This is a genomic window from Moraxella ovis (assembly GCF_900453105.1).
Classification (GTDB): domain Bacteria; phylum Pseudomonadota; class Gammaproteobacteria; order Pseudomonadales; family Moraxellaceae; genus Moraxella; species Moraxella ovis.
On sequence record NZ_UGPW01000001.1, the window covers coordinates 1,663,565 to 1,677,260 of the forward strand.

The 13,696-nt window shown below is 47.1% G+C and carries 13 protein-coding genes; 10 read left to right on the top strand and 3 right to left on the bottom strand.

Going from position 1 to position 13,696, the window contains the following annotated elements; translation table 11 throughout:
* Nucleotides 1-14 precede the first annotated feature (14 nt).
* From dapD to DYD54_RS07975, 7 genes are all read left to right on the top strand, one after another.
* On the top strand, nt 15-833 hold the full coding sequence (dapD, locus tag DYD54_RS07945; RefSeq protein WP_063514464.1) for a 2,3,4,5-tetrahydropyridine-2,6-dicarboxylate N-succinyltransferase: 819 nt from the start codon (nt 15-17) through the stop codon (nt 831-833).
* Between the two features lie 113 nt (nt 834-946).
* Complete coding sequence (gene queE, locus DYD54_RS07950; RefSeq protein WP_063514465.1) at nt 947-1,666, top strand: 7-carboxy-7-deazaguanine synthase QueE; 720 nt, start codon at nt 947-949, stop codon at nt 1,664-1,666.
* An 87-nt stretch (nt 1,667-1,753) separates the two neighbouring features.
* Complete coding sequence (rpoZ, locus tag DYD54_RS07955) at nt 1,754-2,023, top strand: DNA-directed RNA polymerase subunit omega (RefSeq protein ID WP_036361719.1); 270 nt, start codon at nt 1,754-1,756, stop codon at nt 2,021-2,023.
* Nucleotides 2,024-2,255: 232 nt separating this feature from the next.
* Entirely contained in the window at nt 2,256-4,457 is a 2,202-nt protein-coding gene (locus DYD54_RS07960; protein ID WP_115265748.1) for a RelA/SpoT family protein, read from the top strand.
* 97 nt (nt 4,458-4,554) lie between these two features.
* Nucleotides 4,555-4,734 carry a hypothetical protein gene (locus DYD54_RS07965; protein ID WP_063514467.1) on the top strand — a complete coding sequence of 60 codons (180 nt, stop codon included), beginning with the start codon at nt 4,555-4,557 and terminating at the stop codon, nt 4,732-4,734.
* 47 nt (nt 4,735-4,781) lie between these two features.
* Complete coding sequence (locus tag DYD54_RS07970; protein ID WP_063514468.1) at nt 4,782-5,165, top strand: RidA family protein; 384 nt, start codon at nt 4,782-4,784, stop codon at nt 5,163-5,165.
* Between the two features lie 43 nt (nt 5,166-5,208).
* Complete coding sequence (locus DYD54_RS07975) at nt 5,209-7,491, top strand: primosomal protein N' (protein WP_063514469.1); 2,283 nt, start codon at nt 5,209-5,211, stop codon at nt 7,489-7,491.
* On the opposite strand, the gene DYD54_RS07980 is transcribed toward DYD54_RS07975, so the two are convergent.
* Entirely contained in the window at nt 7,492-8,223 is a 732-nt protein-coding gene (locus tag DYD54_RS07980) for a TraX family protein (RefSeq protein ID WP_063514470.1), read from the bottom strand.
* A 1-nt stretch (nt 8,224) separates the two neighbouring features.
* Nucleotides 8,225-9,166 (bottom strand): DUF2628 domain-containing protein, encoded by a 942-nt coding sequence (locus DYD54_RS07985; RefSeq protein ID WP_063514471.1) that lies wholly within the window; start codon nt 9,164-9,166, stop codon nt 8,225-8,227.
* A 94-nt stretch (nt 9,167-9,260) separates the two neighbouring features.
* On the opposite strand from DYD54_RS07985, the gene trmB reads away from it, so the two are divergent.
* From trmB to DYD54_RS08000, 3 genes are all read left to right on the top strand, one after another.
* Nucleotides 9,261-10,085 (top strand): tRNA (guanosine(46)-N7)-methyltransferase TrmB, encoded by an 825-nt coding sequence (gene trmB, locus DYD54_RS07990; RefSeq protein ID WP_084260746.1) that lies wholly within the window; start codon nt 9,261-9,263, stop codon nt 10,083-10,085.
* Between the two features lie 660 nt (nt 10,086-10,745).
* Complete coding sequence (gene recA, locus DYD54_RS07995; protein ID WP_063514472.1) at nt 10,746-11,852, top strand: recombinase RecA; 1,107 nt, start codon at nt 10,746-10,748, stop codon at nt 11,850-11,852.
* A gap of 26 nt (nt 11,853-11,878) precedes the next feature.
* Nucleotides 11,879-12,817, top strand: coding sequence for a regulatory protein RecX (locus DYD54_RS08000; RefSeq protein ID WP_063514473.1), 939 nt, complete (start codon nt 11,879-11,881; stop codon nt 12,815-12,817).
* Here the strand turns inward: DYD54_RS08000 and DYD54_RS08005 are convergent.
* Nucleotides 12,814-13,692, bottom strand: a complete 879-nt coding sequence (locus DYD54_RS08005; protein WP_228703541.1) for a PHP domain-containing protein — start codon at nt 13,690-13,692, stop codon at nt 12,814-12,816. The genes DYD54_RS08000 and DYD54_RS08005 overlap by 4 nt on opposite strands.
* Between the last annotated feature and the right edge of the window lie 4 nt (nt 13,693-13,696).

Consider the following 13,696-nt stretch of genomic DNA (forward strand, 5'->3'; position numbering starts at 1 on the left):
CTTAGGAAATTATTATGTCTTTACAAAACATCATCGAAACCGCCTTTGACAACCGTGCTAACTTCGGCGCGACCGACTGCCCTGCTGACGTGCGTTCTGCCGTTGAAGAAGTGCTTGCAGGTCTTGATAATGGCTCACTTCGTGTTGCCGAAAAAATTGACGGCGAATGGGTGGTTCATCAATGGGTCAAAAAAGCCGTACTATTGTCATTCAAAATCAATGACAACAAACCCATGAACACAGGCGAGCTTGGTTTTTATGACAAAGTAGACACCAAATTCAACGGCTGGACAGAAGAAGATTTCAAAAACGCTGGCGTGCGTGTCGTTCCGCCTGCAGTGGCTCGTAAAGGCTCATTCGTTGGCAAAAATGTCGTGCTAATGCCGTCTTATACCAACATCGGTGCGTATGTGGACGAAGGCACCATGGTGGATACTTGGGCGACCGTTGGCTCATGTGCCCAAATCGGCAAAAACGTCCACCTATCAGGCGGTGTCGGTATTGGTGGCGTGCTAGAACCCCTACAAGCAAACCCCACCATCATTGAAGATAACTGCTTTATCGGTGCTCGTTCTGAAATCGTGGAAGGCGTGATTGTTGAAGAAGGCTCAGTCATCTCTATGGGCGTGTATATCGGTCAATCCACCAAAATCTACGACCGTGAAACAGGTGAAATCCACTACGGACGTGTGCCAGCAGGTTCGGTTGTCGTACCAGGTAACTTGCCAAGCCCATGCGGAAAATACAGCCTATACGCTGCCATCATCGTCAAAAAAGTAGATGCTCAAACTCGCGCTAAGACCAGCCTGAACGACTTGCTTCGCACCGAGTAATTTTTAAGATTTAAAAATTAAAGCCGTCCTTTTTTAAGGGCGGTTTTTTATAGAGTTCATGCATTAATCATAAAAATCCCTTATAATATTAAATTTTGCCAATTTTAATATCAATGCCAAATTCCACCCGTTTACGCAATACCTTTATCCCCACCACCGACCCGTCCTCAGGTCTTCGTTTGACGGAGATTTTTTATTCCTTGCAGGGTGAAGCCTTAGCGATGGGTTTGCCGACCATTTTTATTCGCCTGACAGGTTGTCCGCTCCGCTGTGTCTATTGCGACACGACTTATTCATTTACAGGGGGCGAGCGTTGGGGGCTTGATACGATTTTGGAATATATCAAACAATACCCTTGCAAACGCATTTGCCTAACAGGGGGTGAGCCACTTGCCCAGCCCAACGCCATTGCCTTGATGAAATTATTACTAGAAAATGGTTATGAGATTTCATTAGAAACCGCAGGGGCGTTGTCGGTCAAGGACGTGCCAGTAGCGGTGTCAAAGGTAATGGATCTAAAAAGCCCGTCATCGGGCGAAGATGGCAAAAATTTGTGGGAAAATTTGGATTATCTCACCGCCCACGACCAGCTAAAAATCGTCATTGCCGACCGTGCCGATTATGACTGGGCAAAAGAAATGCTACAAAAATACGAGCTTGATAAAAAATGCGGTGTGGTGTGGTTTTCGCCCATGTTTAACATAGACGAGCGTAAATCGGACGTGCCAAATTTGGCGGTAGAGCTTGCCGAATGGATATTGGCGGACGGTTTGCCTGTGCGTTTTCAATTGCAACTGCACAAAATCATCTGGGCGGACGCTAAGGGCAAATAAGCCTGACAAAATACTTTAAAAGCTGAATTGGATTTGATACAATAAGCGCTTATTTTTCCAAATTCATCCAATTAAAAGAGAGTAACCATGGCACGAGTGACCATTGAAGATTGTCTTGATAATGTTGATAATCGCTTTGAGCTAATTTTAGTGGCAAGCAAACGTGCCCGTCAGCTTGCCAAGGGTAGCGCTGAGCCTACTGTTGCGGTTGATAACGATAAGCCAACCGTGCTTTCTCTGCGCGAAATCGCCGCCGGCAACGTAACGCGCGACATCCTAGATGAGCCAGAAGAAGAAATCGTCATCAAAGTTCCTGAGCTGATGGATTTTTCCAAGCTGACTCCTGCTGATTTTTAATTTTAATCACAACGATTGATTTAATTAAAAATCAAAAACCGCATCATCAAAATGCGGTTTTTTTAATGATAAATCAATCATTTATCACATCCACTGGACATTCATTAATAAGCTGAATGCCACAATGATAAAAATCAATAAATCAAGCTATTGACAATGTGGTCGATACTTGATATTTATATTGGTTTTATGGTCGCGTCTGCGTCCTTTTATTTACGAGTTAAGAGTACCTATGCTAGCCAACTACCGCCCGCATGACATCCCCGCCCATTTAAGCCATCCCTTGGTTGATGAATCACGTGACAGCTTGATGCACTCGGTGAGTTATTTGGACAAGGTGGAACGCCAAGACATCCTGCGCGCCTGCCATTTTGGTGACGTGGCACACATCAAGGACAAGCGTAAATCAGGCGAGCCGTACATCACCCACCCGATCGCCGTGGCTGAGATCTTGGCAGGCTTTCGCCTAGATCGCAATACCATCATCGCTGCCATCTTACACGATACGGTCGAAGATACCGACGTGACGGATGAGATACTCGCTCAGGAATTTGGCGAGACGGTGTCACGCTTGGTAGATGGCATAACTAAGCTTAAATCATCAAGCATGAATAAGCAGCAAAGTCAAGCTGCGACACTCCATAAGATTCTAACCGCAACACTCATCGATCCGCGCGTCCTAATCATCAAACTCTCCGACCGACTGCACAACATGTCAACCCTTGACGCTGTCAGCGAAGAGAAGCAAAAACGCACCGCCAGCGAGACGCTTGATTTTTATATTCCGTTCGCGCGCATCATGGGATTGAACGACATCGCCGACTACATTGAGCTGCTGTGTTATCGCAACCTAAACCCCGAGATGTACACCAAGTTCACCGATAAGCTACTACAGCACGGGCTTGGGCGCAACTTTCAAAAAATCGAAATCAGTACCTATCTGCAGAATCTACTTAGCCATCTAAACCTAAGCGGTCACGTTCAGGTACTGGATAACCGCACCTCAATGTATCGCCAATTCTTCAAAAACCGCGGCGAGATTAACCGACTCATTCGCCAATACGACTTTGAAGTGGTGCTAGACGACATCGAATCGTGCGATAAATTGGCATTCTATTTGGTGCAAAAATACGAAATCAGCAACGACCGGATTCGTGATAACATCCGCAAACCTCAAGCGGGCGGCAATCAATCACTAACGCTGATCTATGAGCGTGATTATAATCACATCAAAATCACCCTACTTACCAAACGCATGCAAGAAGCTGCCCGTCTTGGCATCATCAGTAACGACAAAGGTGACATCAGCCAATCGGTCATCCAAGCAAGTCTTCGCAACATGCGCGATCTGGCAAACAGCAAATCCGGCCAAGACAGCCAAGAAGACACGGAGCGCTCTGTCGCCATCATTAACGAGCTACTCAATTACCTACATGAACGCAAGATCGTCTGCTACAGCCCGCACGGCCGCGCTTACGAGCTGCCGCGCGGTGCTACGGCGCTAGACTTCGCCTATGCGGTCGGTCCTGCCATCGGTAACATCGCCACAGGTGCAGACATCAACGGTGAGCATGGTAAATTGGGATTGGTACTGGCTGATGGTGACTCGGTGCATATTGACACAGACAAGAACGCCATGCCAAGAGCTGACTGGCTGGGCTTCGTCGCCACCAACAAAGCACGTAGCGAAATTCTAAAATTCCTAAAACACCTGCCAGAAGATCAAAAAGAACACGCAGGCAAAGAAGCCCTAATGCGCGCCCTAAGCGCCTATGACAAGTCGATTGATGACATCACCGAACACGAATGGTCTGATATCTTGGCGTGGCGTGGCGTGTCCGATCAGCGTGAGATATTTTTGCAGATTGCGACTGGCTCGCTATTGGCTCAGCTGGTGGTGTCTCGACTATTTAGCGAAGAAGTAGACATCGCTGATGGCAATGAGATCACCCAATCCAAGCACCTGATCGCAGGCGTAAAAGGCGTGGAGCTCACCTTTGCCAAATGCTGCAACCCCATCTATGGCGACCATATTGTAGGACATCTGTCAGCACGTCAAGGCTTGGTGATCCACCGCCACAAATGCTACTCGCTAGATGCCATCCGCGCAGACAACCCCTACCAGATCATCCAAGTTCACTGGAAAGATGGCGTGAAGATCGATCATAATGCGCACCAGCTGCATTTCTCAGCGACTTTACGAGTGTTCGCGATGCTCAACGAAGAACAGATCAGTCAGGCGATCTACGAGCTGCGCGCACTTAACATCGGCGTTGAGAATACTTCTGTCAAAGCCGATGTTAAAGATAAGAACAGTAAAGTCGGCACCACCACCTTAAATGTGGTCGTGCGCTCACGAACCCACCTGGAAGAAGGTATCCAAAGATTGCGTCAGATACTAGGTTATCCGAACATCATGCGCTTATACCAGTAATTTAGGCTTTTTTGGACAATATTCAAAAACCACTTGAATTACAGGTGGCAATTGATTTATGATAAAGATAAGTAATTAACCATACAGAAGGTGTATTATGTGCTGTAATATCGATCTTAATTCTAAAGCAGAAGCGGCGCATTTCTTGGGTAAATGCGAACCAAACATCCTACCTAAGACTGCTGACAATGTGGCAGGTAATATCGTCTATACGGACAAGCCTGCGATGAGCTTGTTTGATAAGTTGGTTGCTTATTTTGGGCGCACCAAAGCCTAATTATCCCGATTGATTGCTCATAAATTATTAAAAATCAAGGACATCTCATGGCAAAACAAATCATTCATACAGATGATGCACCAGCAGCAGTTGGCACATACTCCCAAGCAGTGAAAGTAGGCAGCACTGTCTACATCTCAGGTCAGTTAGGCCTAGATCCTAAGTCAATGGAACTAAAAGACGGCTTTCGCGCGCAAGCTGAGCAGGCTTTTGATAATCTAGCAGCCATCGCCAAGGCTGCAGGTGGCTCATTGACTGACACAGTTAAATTTAACGTATCTTTGACTGATTTGAATGATTTTGCTGTGCTGAACGAAGTATTTAATGACAGACTAAGCTCGCCTTATCCTGCGCGTGCCGCGGTTCAAGTGGCTGCTCTACCAAAAGGTGGCGTGGTTGAGATCGAAGCCATCTTACATCTAGACCCTTAACCTAAGATAACATCGAGCTTGGTCATCGCCAAGCCTTTGTTTTATGCATCATACCCTATTGCGCATCGCCCTGTCGACCCCTTTGTATCGGCTATTTGACTACCTATGTCCCAACGAACACCTCATAGATGGTAATTTACCGCCCATCGGTTCTCGCGTGCGTGTACCTTTTGGCCGCCAAGACTTGGTCGGCATTGTCATTGCGCACATCGATCCATCGGATACTGACGTCCCACATCATAAGCTAAAAGCCATTCACGAGTGCCTAGATGATCACGCCATCTTAGATGATAGATTGCTTGATTTGGCAAATTGGCTCTCTACCTATTATCATTATCCACTGGGTGACACCCTGTCTGTGATGCTGCCAAGCTTGATTAATCAAGGCAAATCCCTCACGCAAAAACTCACCTTCTGGCAGCTGGCTGATGCGGCGATGGATAATGATTTTGTCACAGCCAATATCAGTAAAACCGCCAAAAAACAATGGCATATTTTTAACACCATCAAAGACAGCACGCCCAGTATTAACGAGGCGGAGCTGCTACAGCTAGGCGCCACTAAAGCCCAGTTAAACACCCTAAAAGACAAAGGGCTGATTCGTTCTTTCATTCTCACACGAGATGAGACACCCCTGCCCAAAGCGCCTGCCCTACTGGGTGAACCGCTCACTTTAAATGCCAAGCAGCAGTTGGCATTTGATGGTATTCGCTCAGCCATCGATGATGGCGTTTATCAGGGTGTGTTATTAAATGGCATTACAGGCTCGGGCAAGACAGAAGTGTATCTACATGCGATGTGGTATGCACTACAGCTGAGCAAGCAAGTGCTGATCTTAGTCCCCGAAATCGGGCTAACCCCACAGACCAAGGCACGATTTAGCTCGCGTTTTGATGCTCAGATTTGTGTGCTGCATTCTGGCATGAATGATGGTGAACGCCTAGAGGGTTGGCAAGATTGCAACTCAGGGCGCGCTCAGATCATCATTGGCACCCGATCGAGCATCCTCTACCCCTTTGCCAATCTCGGTCTTATCATCATCGATGAAGCACATGACAGCTCTTATAAGCAGCAAGACCATCTTCGTTATCATGCTTCTGATGTTGCTTTATGGCGTGGTTTTCACCATAAGATCCCAACGATTCTAGGCACCGCCACACCCAGCCTTGAGCAGCTAAAGCTCTCCAAAGATGGTAAGCTCACAGAGTACAAGCTACCCACGCGTGCAGGGGTTGCTACCGAGGCTGTTATGCGCTTGGTTGATATTCGTCTTGGCACTCGCTCGATCGTGCAGACTGACGGCACACCACAAGAGACCCTGTTGTCTGATGACAGCATTCTGCATATCAGGCGTTGCCTTGAGCTTGGTGAGCAGGTGTTGATTTTTTTGAATCGTCGTGGCTACGCGCCCATCTTGATGTGTGATGCCTGTGGTTGGCAGGCGGATTGTCCGCACTGCGATGCACATCTCACAGTACATAAGCATCCATTTAATCACTTAAAATGCCATCACTGCGGCCATCGGACGCACGAACCACAGACCTGCCCAAATTGTAATAGTCGCAACCTGCAGACATTAGGGCTAGGCACGAGCAAGCTGTCTGAGCAGCTACACGCCCTATTTAGCAATCCACAGACGAACCACCAAACTTATCCCATCTGGCAGATTGACCGCGACACCATGCGCAAAAAAGGCGCTTGGGAGACGATGTATCAACAAATCCTGACAGGCGAGCCTGCGATATTGGTCGGCACGCAGATGATTGCCAAGGGACATCACTTTCCGAATGTAACACTGGTGGTCGTGATTGATGCGGATTTGGGGTTTTTGTCGCCTGATTTTCGCTCGCCAGAGCATACCGCCCAGCGCATCATTCAGGTGGCAGGGCGTGCAGGGCGCGCCCACAAACCAGGCAACGTCATCATTCAGACACGCCAACCTGATAACACCCTACTGCTAACCCTCATCAAGCACGGCTATCTGGCATTCGCTGATACACTACTAAAGGAGCGTCAACTTTTAGGCTTGCCGCCGTACAGTCACGCCGCACTGATTCGCGTAGAAAGTCATGATCAGACACGCGCCCGCGATGCCATCAGCCGGATCGCAAGAGAACTGCCCGACACGCCAAATCTTGCCAAAAGTGGCGCCATCGATGCACCCATGAGCAAAAGAAACAACCGCCATCACACGCAGTTGTTATTACTCGCAAAAGACCGAAAGACACTTCATGGTGTCTTATCAGAACACTGGCAACATCTGCTCAATCTACCAAGCGTCAAAGGCGTCAAAGCCACTCTCGACATCGACCCAATGGGTTGGTAATCACCCAAAGGCATAAGCCAGCAGTGCGATGATTAATAAATGCACCGGATAAAACCAATAAAACAAATACCTACCGCCAAAGCTCGATCCCTTTTCGCCATTAAAGTAATAAATCATCACAGCAGCCGGCAGCATGCCAAAATGCATGTAGCCAAGACCCACCGTCCGCTCAAATCCATAGGTCAACACATAAAACGCAGGACAAGCCAGCACGTAGGCGGTGATGAGTTTTCTTTTGTCATGATAAAAATACGCAAACAACAGCGCCATTGCCACCAAGGCAAATCCATAATCAAATAACTGCACGACAGGATACATTAGCACAATCAACACAAGTTTAACTATTGTGCTGTGAGAGTTATGATAGACGATGAGCGCCATTAACGCACAAAACAAGGTAAATAGTACGTTACCATGTCCATAATCCTGCCATGGCATGCCCTGCAATATCGATTCAATGGACAGGCTGAACAACCAATAAGGCAGCTGCGCGATCAGCGCAAAGACCAATAGCCGCCTAGCATAAGCCATGACATCATGCGTGTGATAATACCCCACCACCAGCAGATAGACCATGATGGGCGCAACCATACGGCCAATGAAGTGCAGCCATTCGGACAGATGGCTATCCACCTCCAAAAACGCCCACGCCACATGATCAAGCGTCATCGCCAGCATGGCAAGACACTTAATCACGAAGGCATTTAGTCCGCCAAATGCCCTATCTGACATGCTAACCAACACAGCTTTTTGGGTGGCGCTTTTTGTTTAGCGATGTTTGACATCGCCATATGTGATGTTCTTGGTCATTCTTGGTGTGATAGATGACTAAGGTTTCACCATTTAGGTAACGCACTGGATAAGTCGCACCCGACACAGTGGCGACAATTGCACAATCCGTCTGCACGCCTGCCACACGATCTGTTACCACCATGGAGACGCGCTGATTATCAGCAGAGACGGGCAGATTAACAGGGCATTGATGGCTGGCATCGTAGATCGCTGCGACGCGTTTTTGTACAGCGTTGGCAGAACGATAGCTTTCAAAGATGACTTCTTGTTCTTTTTGCATGGCGATGATCGGAACGAACTGACCGATGATGATTGAGAGCATCACTCCAAATATGGCAAAGGCGATACTCATGCCCACAAGGCTGGTGCCACCCTCACGCTTTAGGTGTGCTTTTTGAGATTCTTGATTGCGCGGATAAAAGTCCAGCACATCAGCGATCTCTCGGCGCGCCATGCGATAATAGTACGCATCTGCCCATCTGGCCACCATGGACGCCCAGAACAGCCAAACAGAGCCACCCACGATGACGCGCGCCCACATTTGATACTCTTCGGGCAAAAACCCAATCACCGTAAATTCAAATACCGCTAAGATAATGGCGATATTCACCTTAATGAACGACCAGCCTGCCACGCAGTACACCACGCAGTCCAGATAACGCTTGCGATAAAGCAGCCACCCAAAGGTACAAAAGAACGCCGCCCAATGCCAACGCGCATGCAGCTTACCAGCATGATCGAATTCCTCGAAGCGCTTTAGGTAATACTTTTGAGAACGCAGCCCAATGAACCATTTGTCAAGCTGAGTGCGCTCATTAGGCGTCAGATGCGCCTGATAAAATGGCGGTGGCGTGGTATCTTCTAAAAATGGCAGGCGAATCATACATCTATCATAAAATCGTTTGCGGTTATGGTTGGCTTGGCTTATAATTACCAAATTTAACCTATCATTTTACGACTTTTTTGCCAATAATACCATGACCCAAAAAGCAGAATTTCTCGCACCTGTTGGCGGTGATCGCCAAACCCCCGACACAGACCGCGACACCATCAGCGAACAGATCAGCCGCCTAAACCAAACCCCTGAACAATTTCGTCAAATCGACACGTTCATGAAGCGTCGCACGCACATGAGCCAATCAAGCGAAATCGCCCTAACCTCTGATGAGTACGCACCTTATATCATCAATCAAGGCTTTGAGCTTGGCAAGTTGGGTAATGTCAGCGATATTCACAATCTAAGGGTTTATTTTAAAGACACGCCAAACGGCGAGAATGCGCCCATCACGCTAGAAATTGGCTTTGGCATGGGTGACAGCCTAATCGAGATGGCGAAAAACAACCCAACGCGCAACTTCGTTGGCATCGAAGTGCACGAACCCGGCATCGGGCGCACCGCCTACATCGCCCACGAGCTTGGACTGACCAACCTCAAGGTACTAAGCGGTGATGCCATCGAGCTACTGACGAATCTGCCCGAAAATCACCTTGATACCGTTCAGCTATACTTCCCAGACCCATGGCAAAAAAAGCGCCATTACAAACGCCGCTTCGTCACCACGTACCGCATGGAAATCGTGGCTCGCACCCTAAAGGTAGGCGGTACTTTCCACGCAGCCACCGACTGGGAGCATTATGCTCTATGGATGCTTGAAGTGCTTGATAATATGCCTATTTTTCGCAATACCGCAGATCAAGGTAACTTCACCCCGCGCCCAGATTTTCGTCCTTATACCAAATTTGAAAAGCGCGGCTTTGATTATGGGCGCAGCTCTTGGGATCTCATCTACCAAAAAGTATAAAATCCCAAAATCACCTCAAAGACGGCATTTAGTGTCGTCTTTTTTATCCATCACATCAACGGTCAAATTTCACCCAAATCATGCTGTTTCACAAAAAATTACGTTTGTCATATTTGTGAAACATGCTAATTTTAGCGCAAAACTCATCCTTTAAAAAATCTTAAAAATCAGCTAAAAATTGAATCTCATGCGTGCAACCCTTTGAGTTTATTGGGCTTGAAATATTATCCACAAAAACTGTGGATAACTTTGTGGAAAAGGTCGGCTTTTTGTGAGCAAAGCTATATAAATAGGCGCTTTAACCGTACTGTCATAAATCCACAATGATTGTAGATAACTTTTATTTTATAAATAAAATCAATAACTTATGAATTTATAAAATTAGATATTGACAAATCTATTTTCATAATAATACATTTTATTAGGCTGTATAATGTTCCACAAATTGTTGCATTTTTTGATGTGGAACTTGTGGATAACTTTTATTTTTGTTGATTGTACTAGTCCCAAATTTAAGTTTTATCATCCCATATTTAATGCAAACTTCAGGCATAAAAACACTACGATAAATCGTAATTTACGAACAAAATTATGTTATAATAAACAAGAATTTATTAGATGTTTAACACCTTACTTATTAATATCAATTAGGCAAAATATATGAACACAAAAGCGAAGGATGCGACCACCAGCGTCGATGAAAATAAAGAAAAAGCACTCAAGGCGGCACTTGCACAGATCGAGAAAAGCTTTGGTAAAAACACCATCATGTACCTTGGTGACGAGTCGGCAAAAATCGACGTGGATGTGGTCTCCACAGGCTCATTAAGTCTTGATATCGCATTGGGCATTGGCGGCTTACCAAAAGGTCGTATCATCGAGATCTTCGGCCCTGAAAGCTCTGGTAAAACCACCCTCACCCTACAGACCATCGCCGAATGCCAAAAGCAAGGCGGCACCTGTGCATTCATTGATGCTGAGCACGCTCTAGATCCAATCTATGCGCGCAAGCTAGGCGTGGATATTGATAAGCTGATGGTCTCACAGCCCGACAACGGCGAACAAGCCCTAGAGATCGCTGACATGCTGGTGCGCTCTGGCGCGGTGGACATGATCGTCGTGGACTCTGTGGCAGCACTCACCCCAAAAGCTGAGATTGAAGGCGAGATGGGCGACAGCCACATGGGCCTGCAGGCACGTCTGATGAGTCAGGCACTGCGTAAGATCACCGGCAACGCCAAGCGCTCCAACTGCATGGTGATCTTTATTAACCAGATTCGTATGAAAATTGGTGTTATGTTCGGTTCACCTGAGACCACGACAGGTGGTAACGCGCTTAAATTCTACGCCTCGGTGCGTTTGGATATTCGTCGCACAGGCCAAATCAAAGAAGGCGAGGACATCGTCGGTTCAGAAACCCGCGTCAAAGTCATTAAAAACAAAATGGCACCTCCATTCCGCCAAGCCGAATTCCAAATCATGTATGGCGAGGGCATCAACCGCCTAGGTGAAGTTGTGGATCTGGGCGTAGATATCGGTGCGGTTGGCAAATCTGGCGCATGGTACAGCTATGGCGAAGGCAAGATCGGTCAAGGTAAAGCCAATACCGTCAAATACTTGGCAGAGAATCCTGACATCGCACAAGAGATTGAAAACAGAATCCGCCAAGAGAAAATGGGCAATACCACACCCATCAGCGAATCTCACGCTGATGATGGTGAGCCACCTGAATTCATCGAAGGCATGGAAGATGACAACCTGTTTTAAGGTTCGATTTGGCGTGACATCTTAGTATGACCACCATCAAAACATTGGCAGAAATATTGGCGGATATGGGCGAACCTGTATCCGCTGATTCATCTGATGGTAATGTCCACCAACCATCAACTAAAATCAAAAAAACACAATCTACCCAATCGGATAATCCAACCGCCAAGAAGTCAACCCAAAACCCTTGGCAGGATTTTCGTGAATTGACATTATCAGAGCCTAAGAAAGCCCGATTGTCAGACGATGATGCAATTAATGAACCTGATCTGCCAACCCCACCCAATACGTCCAAAAAACTCAAGTCTCGCAATAAGCCCAAAGCAGTCCCACAGCCAAACATAACTCATGTCTTGGCAGATAATAATCAAACCATTTTGGATGAGAGCACCATCCAAGCTCTTCAAAAAGTTGACATTGAGCCGGTTTACCAAAACGATAAAACAGTTAACAGGCTAAGATGGCTTGCTTTTTATTATCTATCCAATCATGAATTATCACAAAAACAGCTGCGTCAAAAGCTGCTCGATAAAGACTGCGACCCTGACATGGTCTCGGATTTATTAGATGAATTTGCTGATAAAGGCTATCAATCGGATGAACGCTGCGCCCACATGCTGATCCGCGAAGGTGTGCGGCGCGGGCGCGGCAAAAGACACATCAATCAAAGTCTAAAAAAAGCCGGCATAGACTTGCCCTACTCGCTTGATGAGCTCATCGATCAAGCAGGCATAGAGAGCATCAGTGACGGCACCATCTTAGACGATGAGACAAGTGCTCAAGGCGAGATCAATTGGCTAAAACTCGCCATAGAAGCTCGCTGCAAAAAATACGGCAATACCATCCCAAAAGACCCAAAAGAAAAAGCCCGTCAATTGCGATTTTTGCAATATCGAGGCTTTGAGATGGGGGTATGTTTTGATGCACTTAAATACACGCTTGATCATTTGGATGAACTGATCTAGAAACGCTCCCACACAGCGATCTGATCTACCTTGGGCTTAGCAGTTACCCCAAGCCTGCGCCAAGGCATATTATCACCATGATAGTCGCTACCCACTGATACCATGAGTCCCTGTTCTACGATACATCGATCAATCATTGCGCGCAGGCTCATTGGTTCATTATTTGGCAATTCGCATGCATCGCCGCCCATCTGAGCAAAATCCTCAATCAGCCTTCGCGTACGTGTCGCCGATAGTCCATAGCGAGTCGGGTGCGCCAACACAGCCAAGCCACCACATTCATGAATCAGCTCGATCGTCCTTGCCATGGTCATGGTCTCTATCTCGACATAGGCGCATTTGCCATCCGCCAGATATTTATCAAAGGCAGCTTGCACGCTGTGGACAAATCCCAGCTCATGCAGCACCTGTCCGATATGCGCTCGGCCAATGGCTCGCGGGTTATTATCTGCTTTGATTAATACTGCCTGCCACAAAGTCTCGGTGAGCGTCTCGCTGTCATCATCAGTTAATATCTCGCCCAATTTCTCAATCATCCGCCGCCCACGATGATGGCGGCTGTCTTGTAGTGCCTGCAGTGCTTCATGCATTCTTTGAGTGTCAGCGAAATTCAATGCGACGACATGGATGATTTTTTGTAGTTCTTTATTTTTGCCATACCCACCTGCCAGAGCATGTGCGCAACTGATCTCAACACCATTAATCAGACGAATGCCACACTCTTCTGCGGCTTGCTTCGCTTCTGCCACGCCTGCAATGGTATCGTGATCCGTCAACGCAAAAATCTTGATGCCAGCATCAAACGCTTTTTTTACTAGAGCGGCAGGTGTGTTGGTGCCATCTGATGCTGTGCTGTGGCTATGTAGATCTATCATATCT

Excerpts from the sequence above, each read along its gene's own strand:
- queE (WP_063514465.1), top strand. The coding sequence starts at position 947 with ATGCCAAATTCCACCCGTTTACGCAATACCTTTATCCCCACCACCGAC.
- DYD54_RS08000 (WP_063514473.1), top strand. The coding sequence starts at position 11,879 with ATGACCACCATCAAAACATTGGCAGAAATATTGGCGGATATGGGCGAA.
- dapD (WP_063514464.1), top strand. The coding sequence starts at position 15 with ATGTCTTTACAAAACATCATCGAAACCGCCTTTGACAACCGTGCTAAC.
- DYD54_RS07960 (WP_115265748.1), top strand. The coding sequence starts at position 2,256 with ATGCTAGCCAACTACCGCCCGCATGACATCCCCGCCCATTTAAGCCAT.
- rpoZ (WP_036361719.1), top strand. The coding sequence starts at position 1,754 with ATGGCACGAGTGACCATTGAAGATTGTCTTGATAATGTTGATAATCGC.
- DYD54_RS07965 (WP_063514467.1), top strand. The coding sequence starts at position 4,555 with ATGTGCTGTAATATCGATCTTAATTCTAAAGCAGAAGCGGCGCATTTC.
- DYD54_RS07970 (WP_063514468.1), top strand. The coding sequence starts at position 4,782 with ATGGCAAAACAAATCATTCATACAGATGATGCACCAGCAGCAGTTGGC.
- DYD54_RS07975 (WP_063514469.1), top strand. The coding sequence starts at position 5,209 with ATGCATCATACCCTATTGCGCATCGCCCTGTCGACCCCTTTGTATCGG.
- recA (WP_063514472.1), top strand. The coding sequence starts at position 10,746 with ATGAACACAAAAGCGAAGGATGCGACCACCAGCGTCGATGAAAATAAA.
- trmB (WP_084260746.1), top strand. The coding sequence starts at position 9,261 with ATGACCCAAAAAGCAGAATTTCTCGCACCTGTTGGCGGTGATCGCCAA.
- DYD54_RS07980 (WP_063514470.1), bottom strand. The coding sequence starts at position 8,223 with ATGTCAGATAGGGCATTTGGCGGACTAAATGCCTTCGTGATTAAGTGT.
- DYD54_RS08005 (WP_228703541.1), bottom strand. The coding sequence starts at position 13,692 with ATGATAGATCTACATAGCCACAGCACAGCATCAGATGGCACCAACACA.
- DYD54_RS07985 (WP_063514471.1), bottom strand. The coding sequence starts at position 9,166 with ATGATTCGCCTGCCATTTTTAGAAGATACCACGCCACCGCCATTTTAT.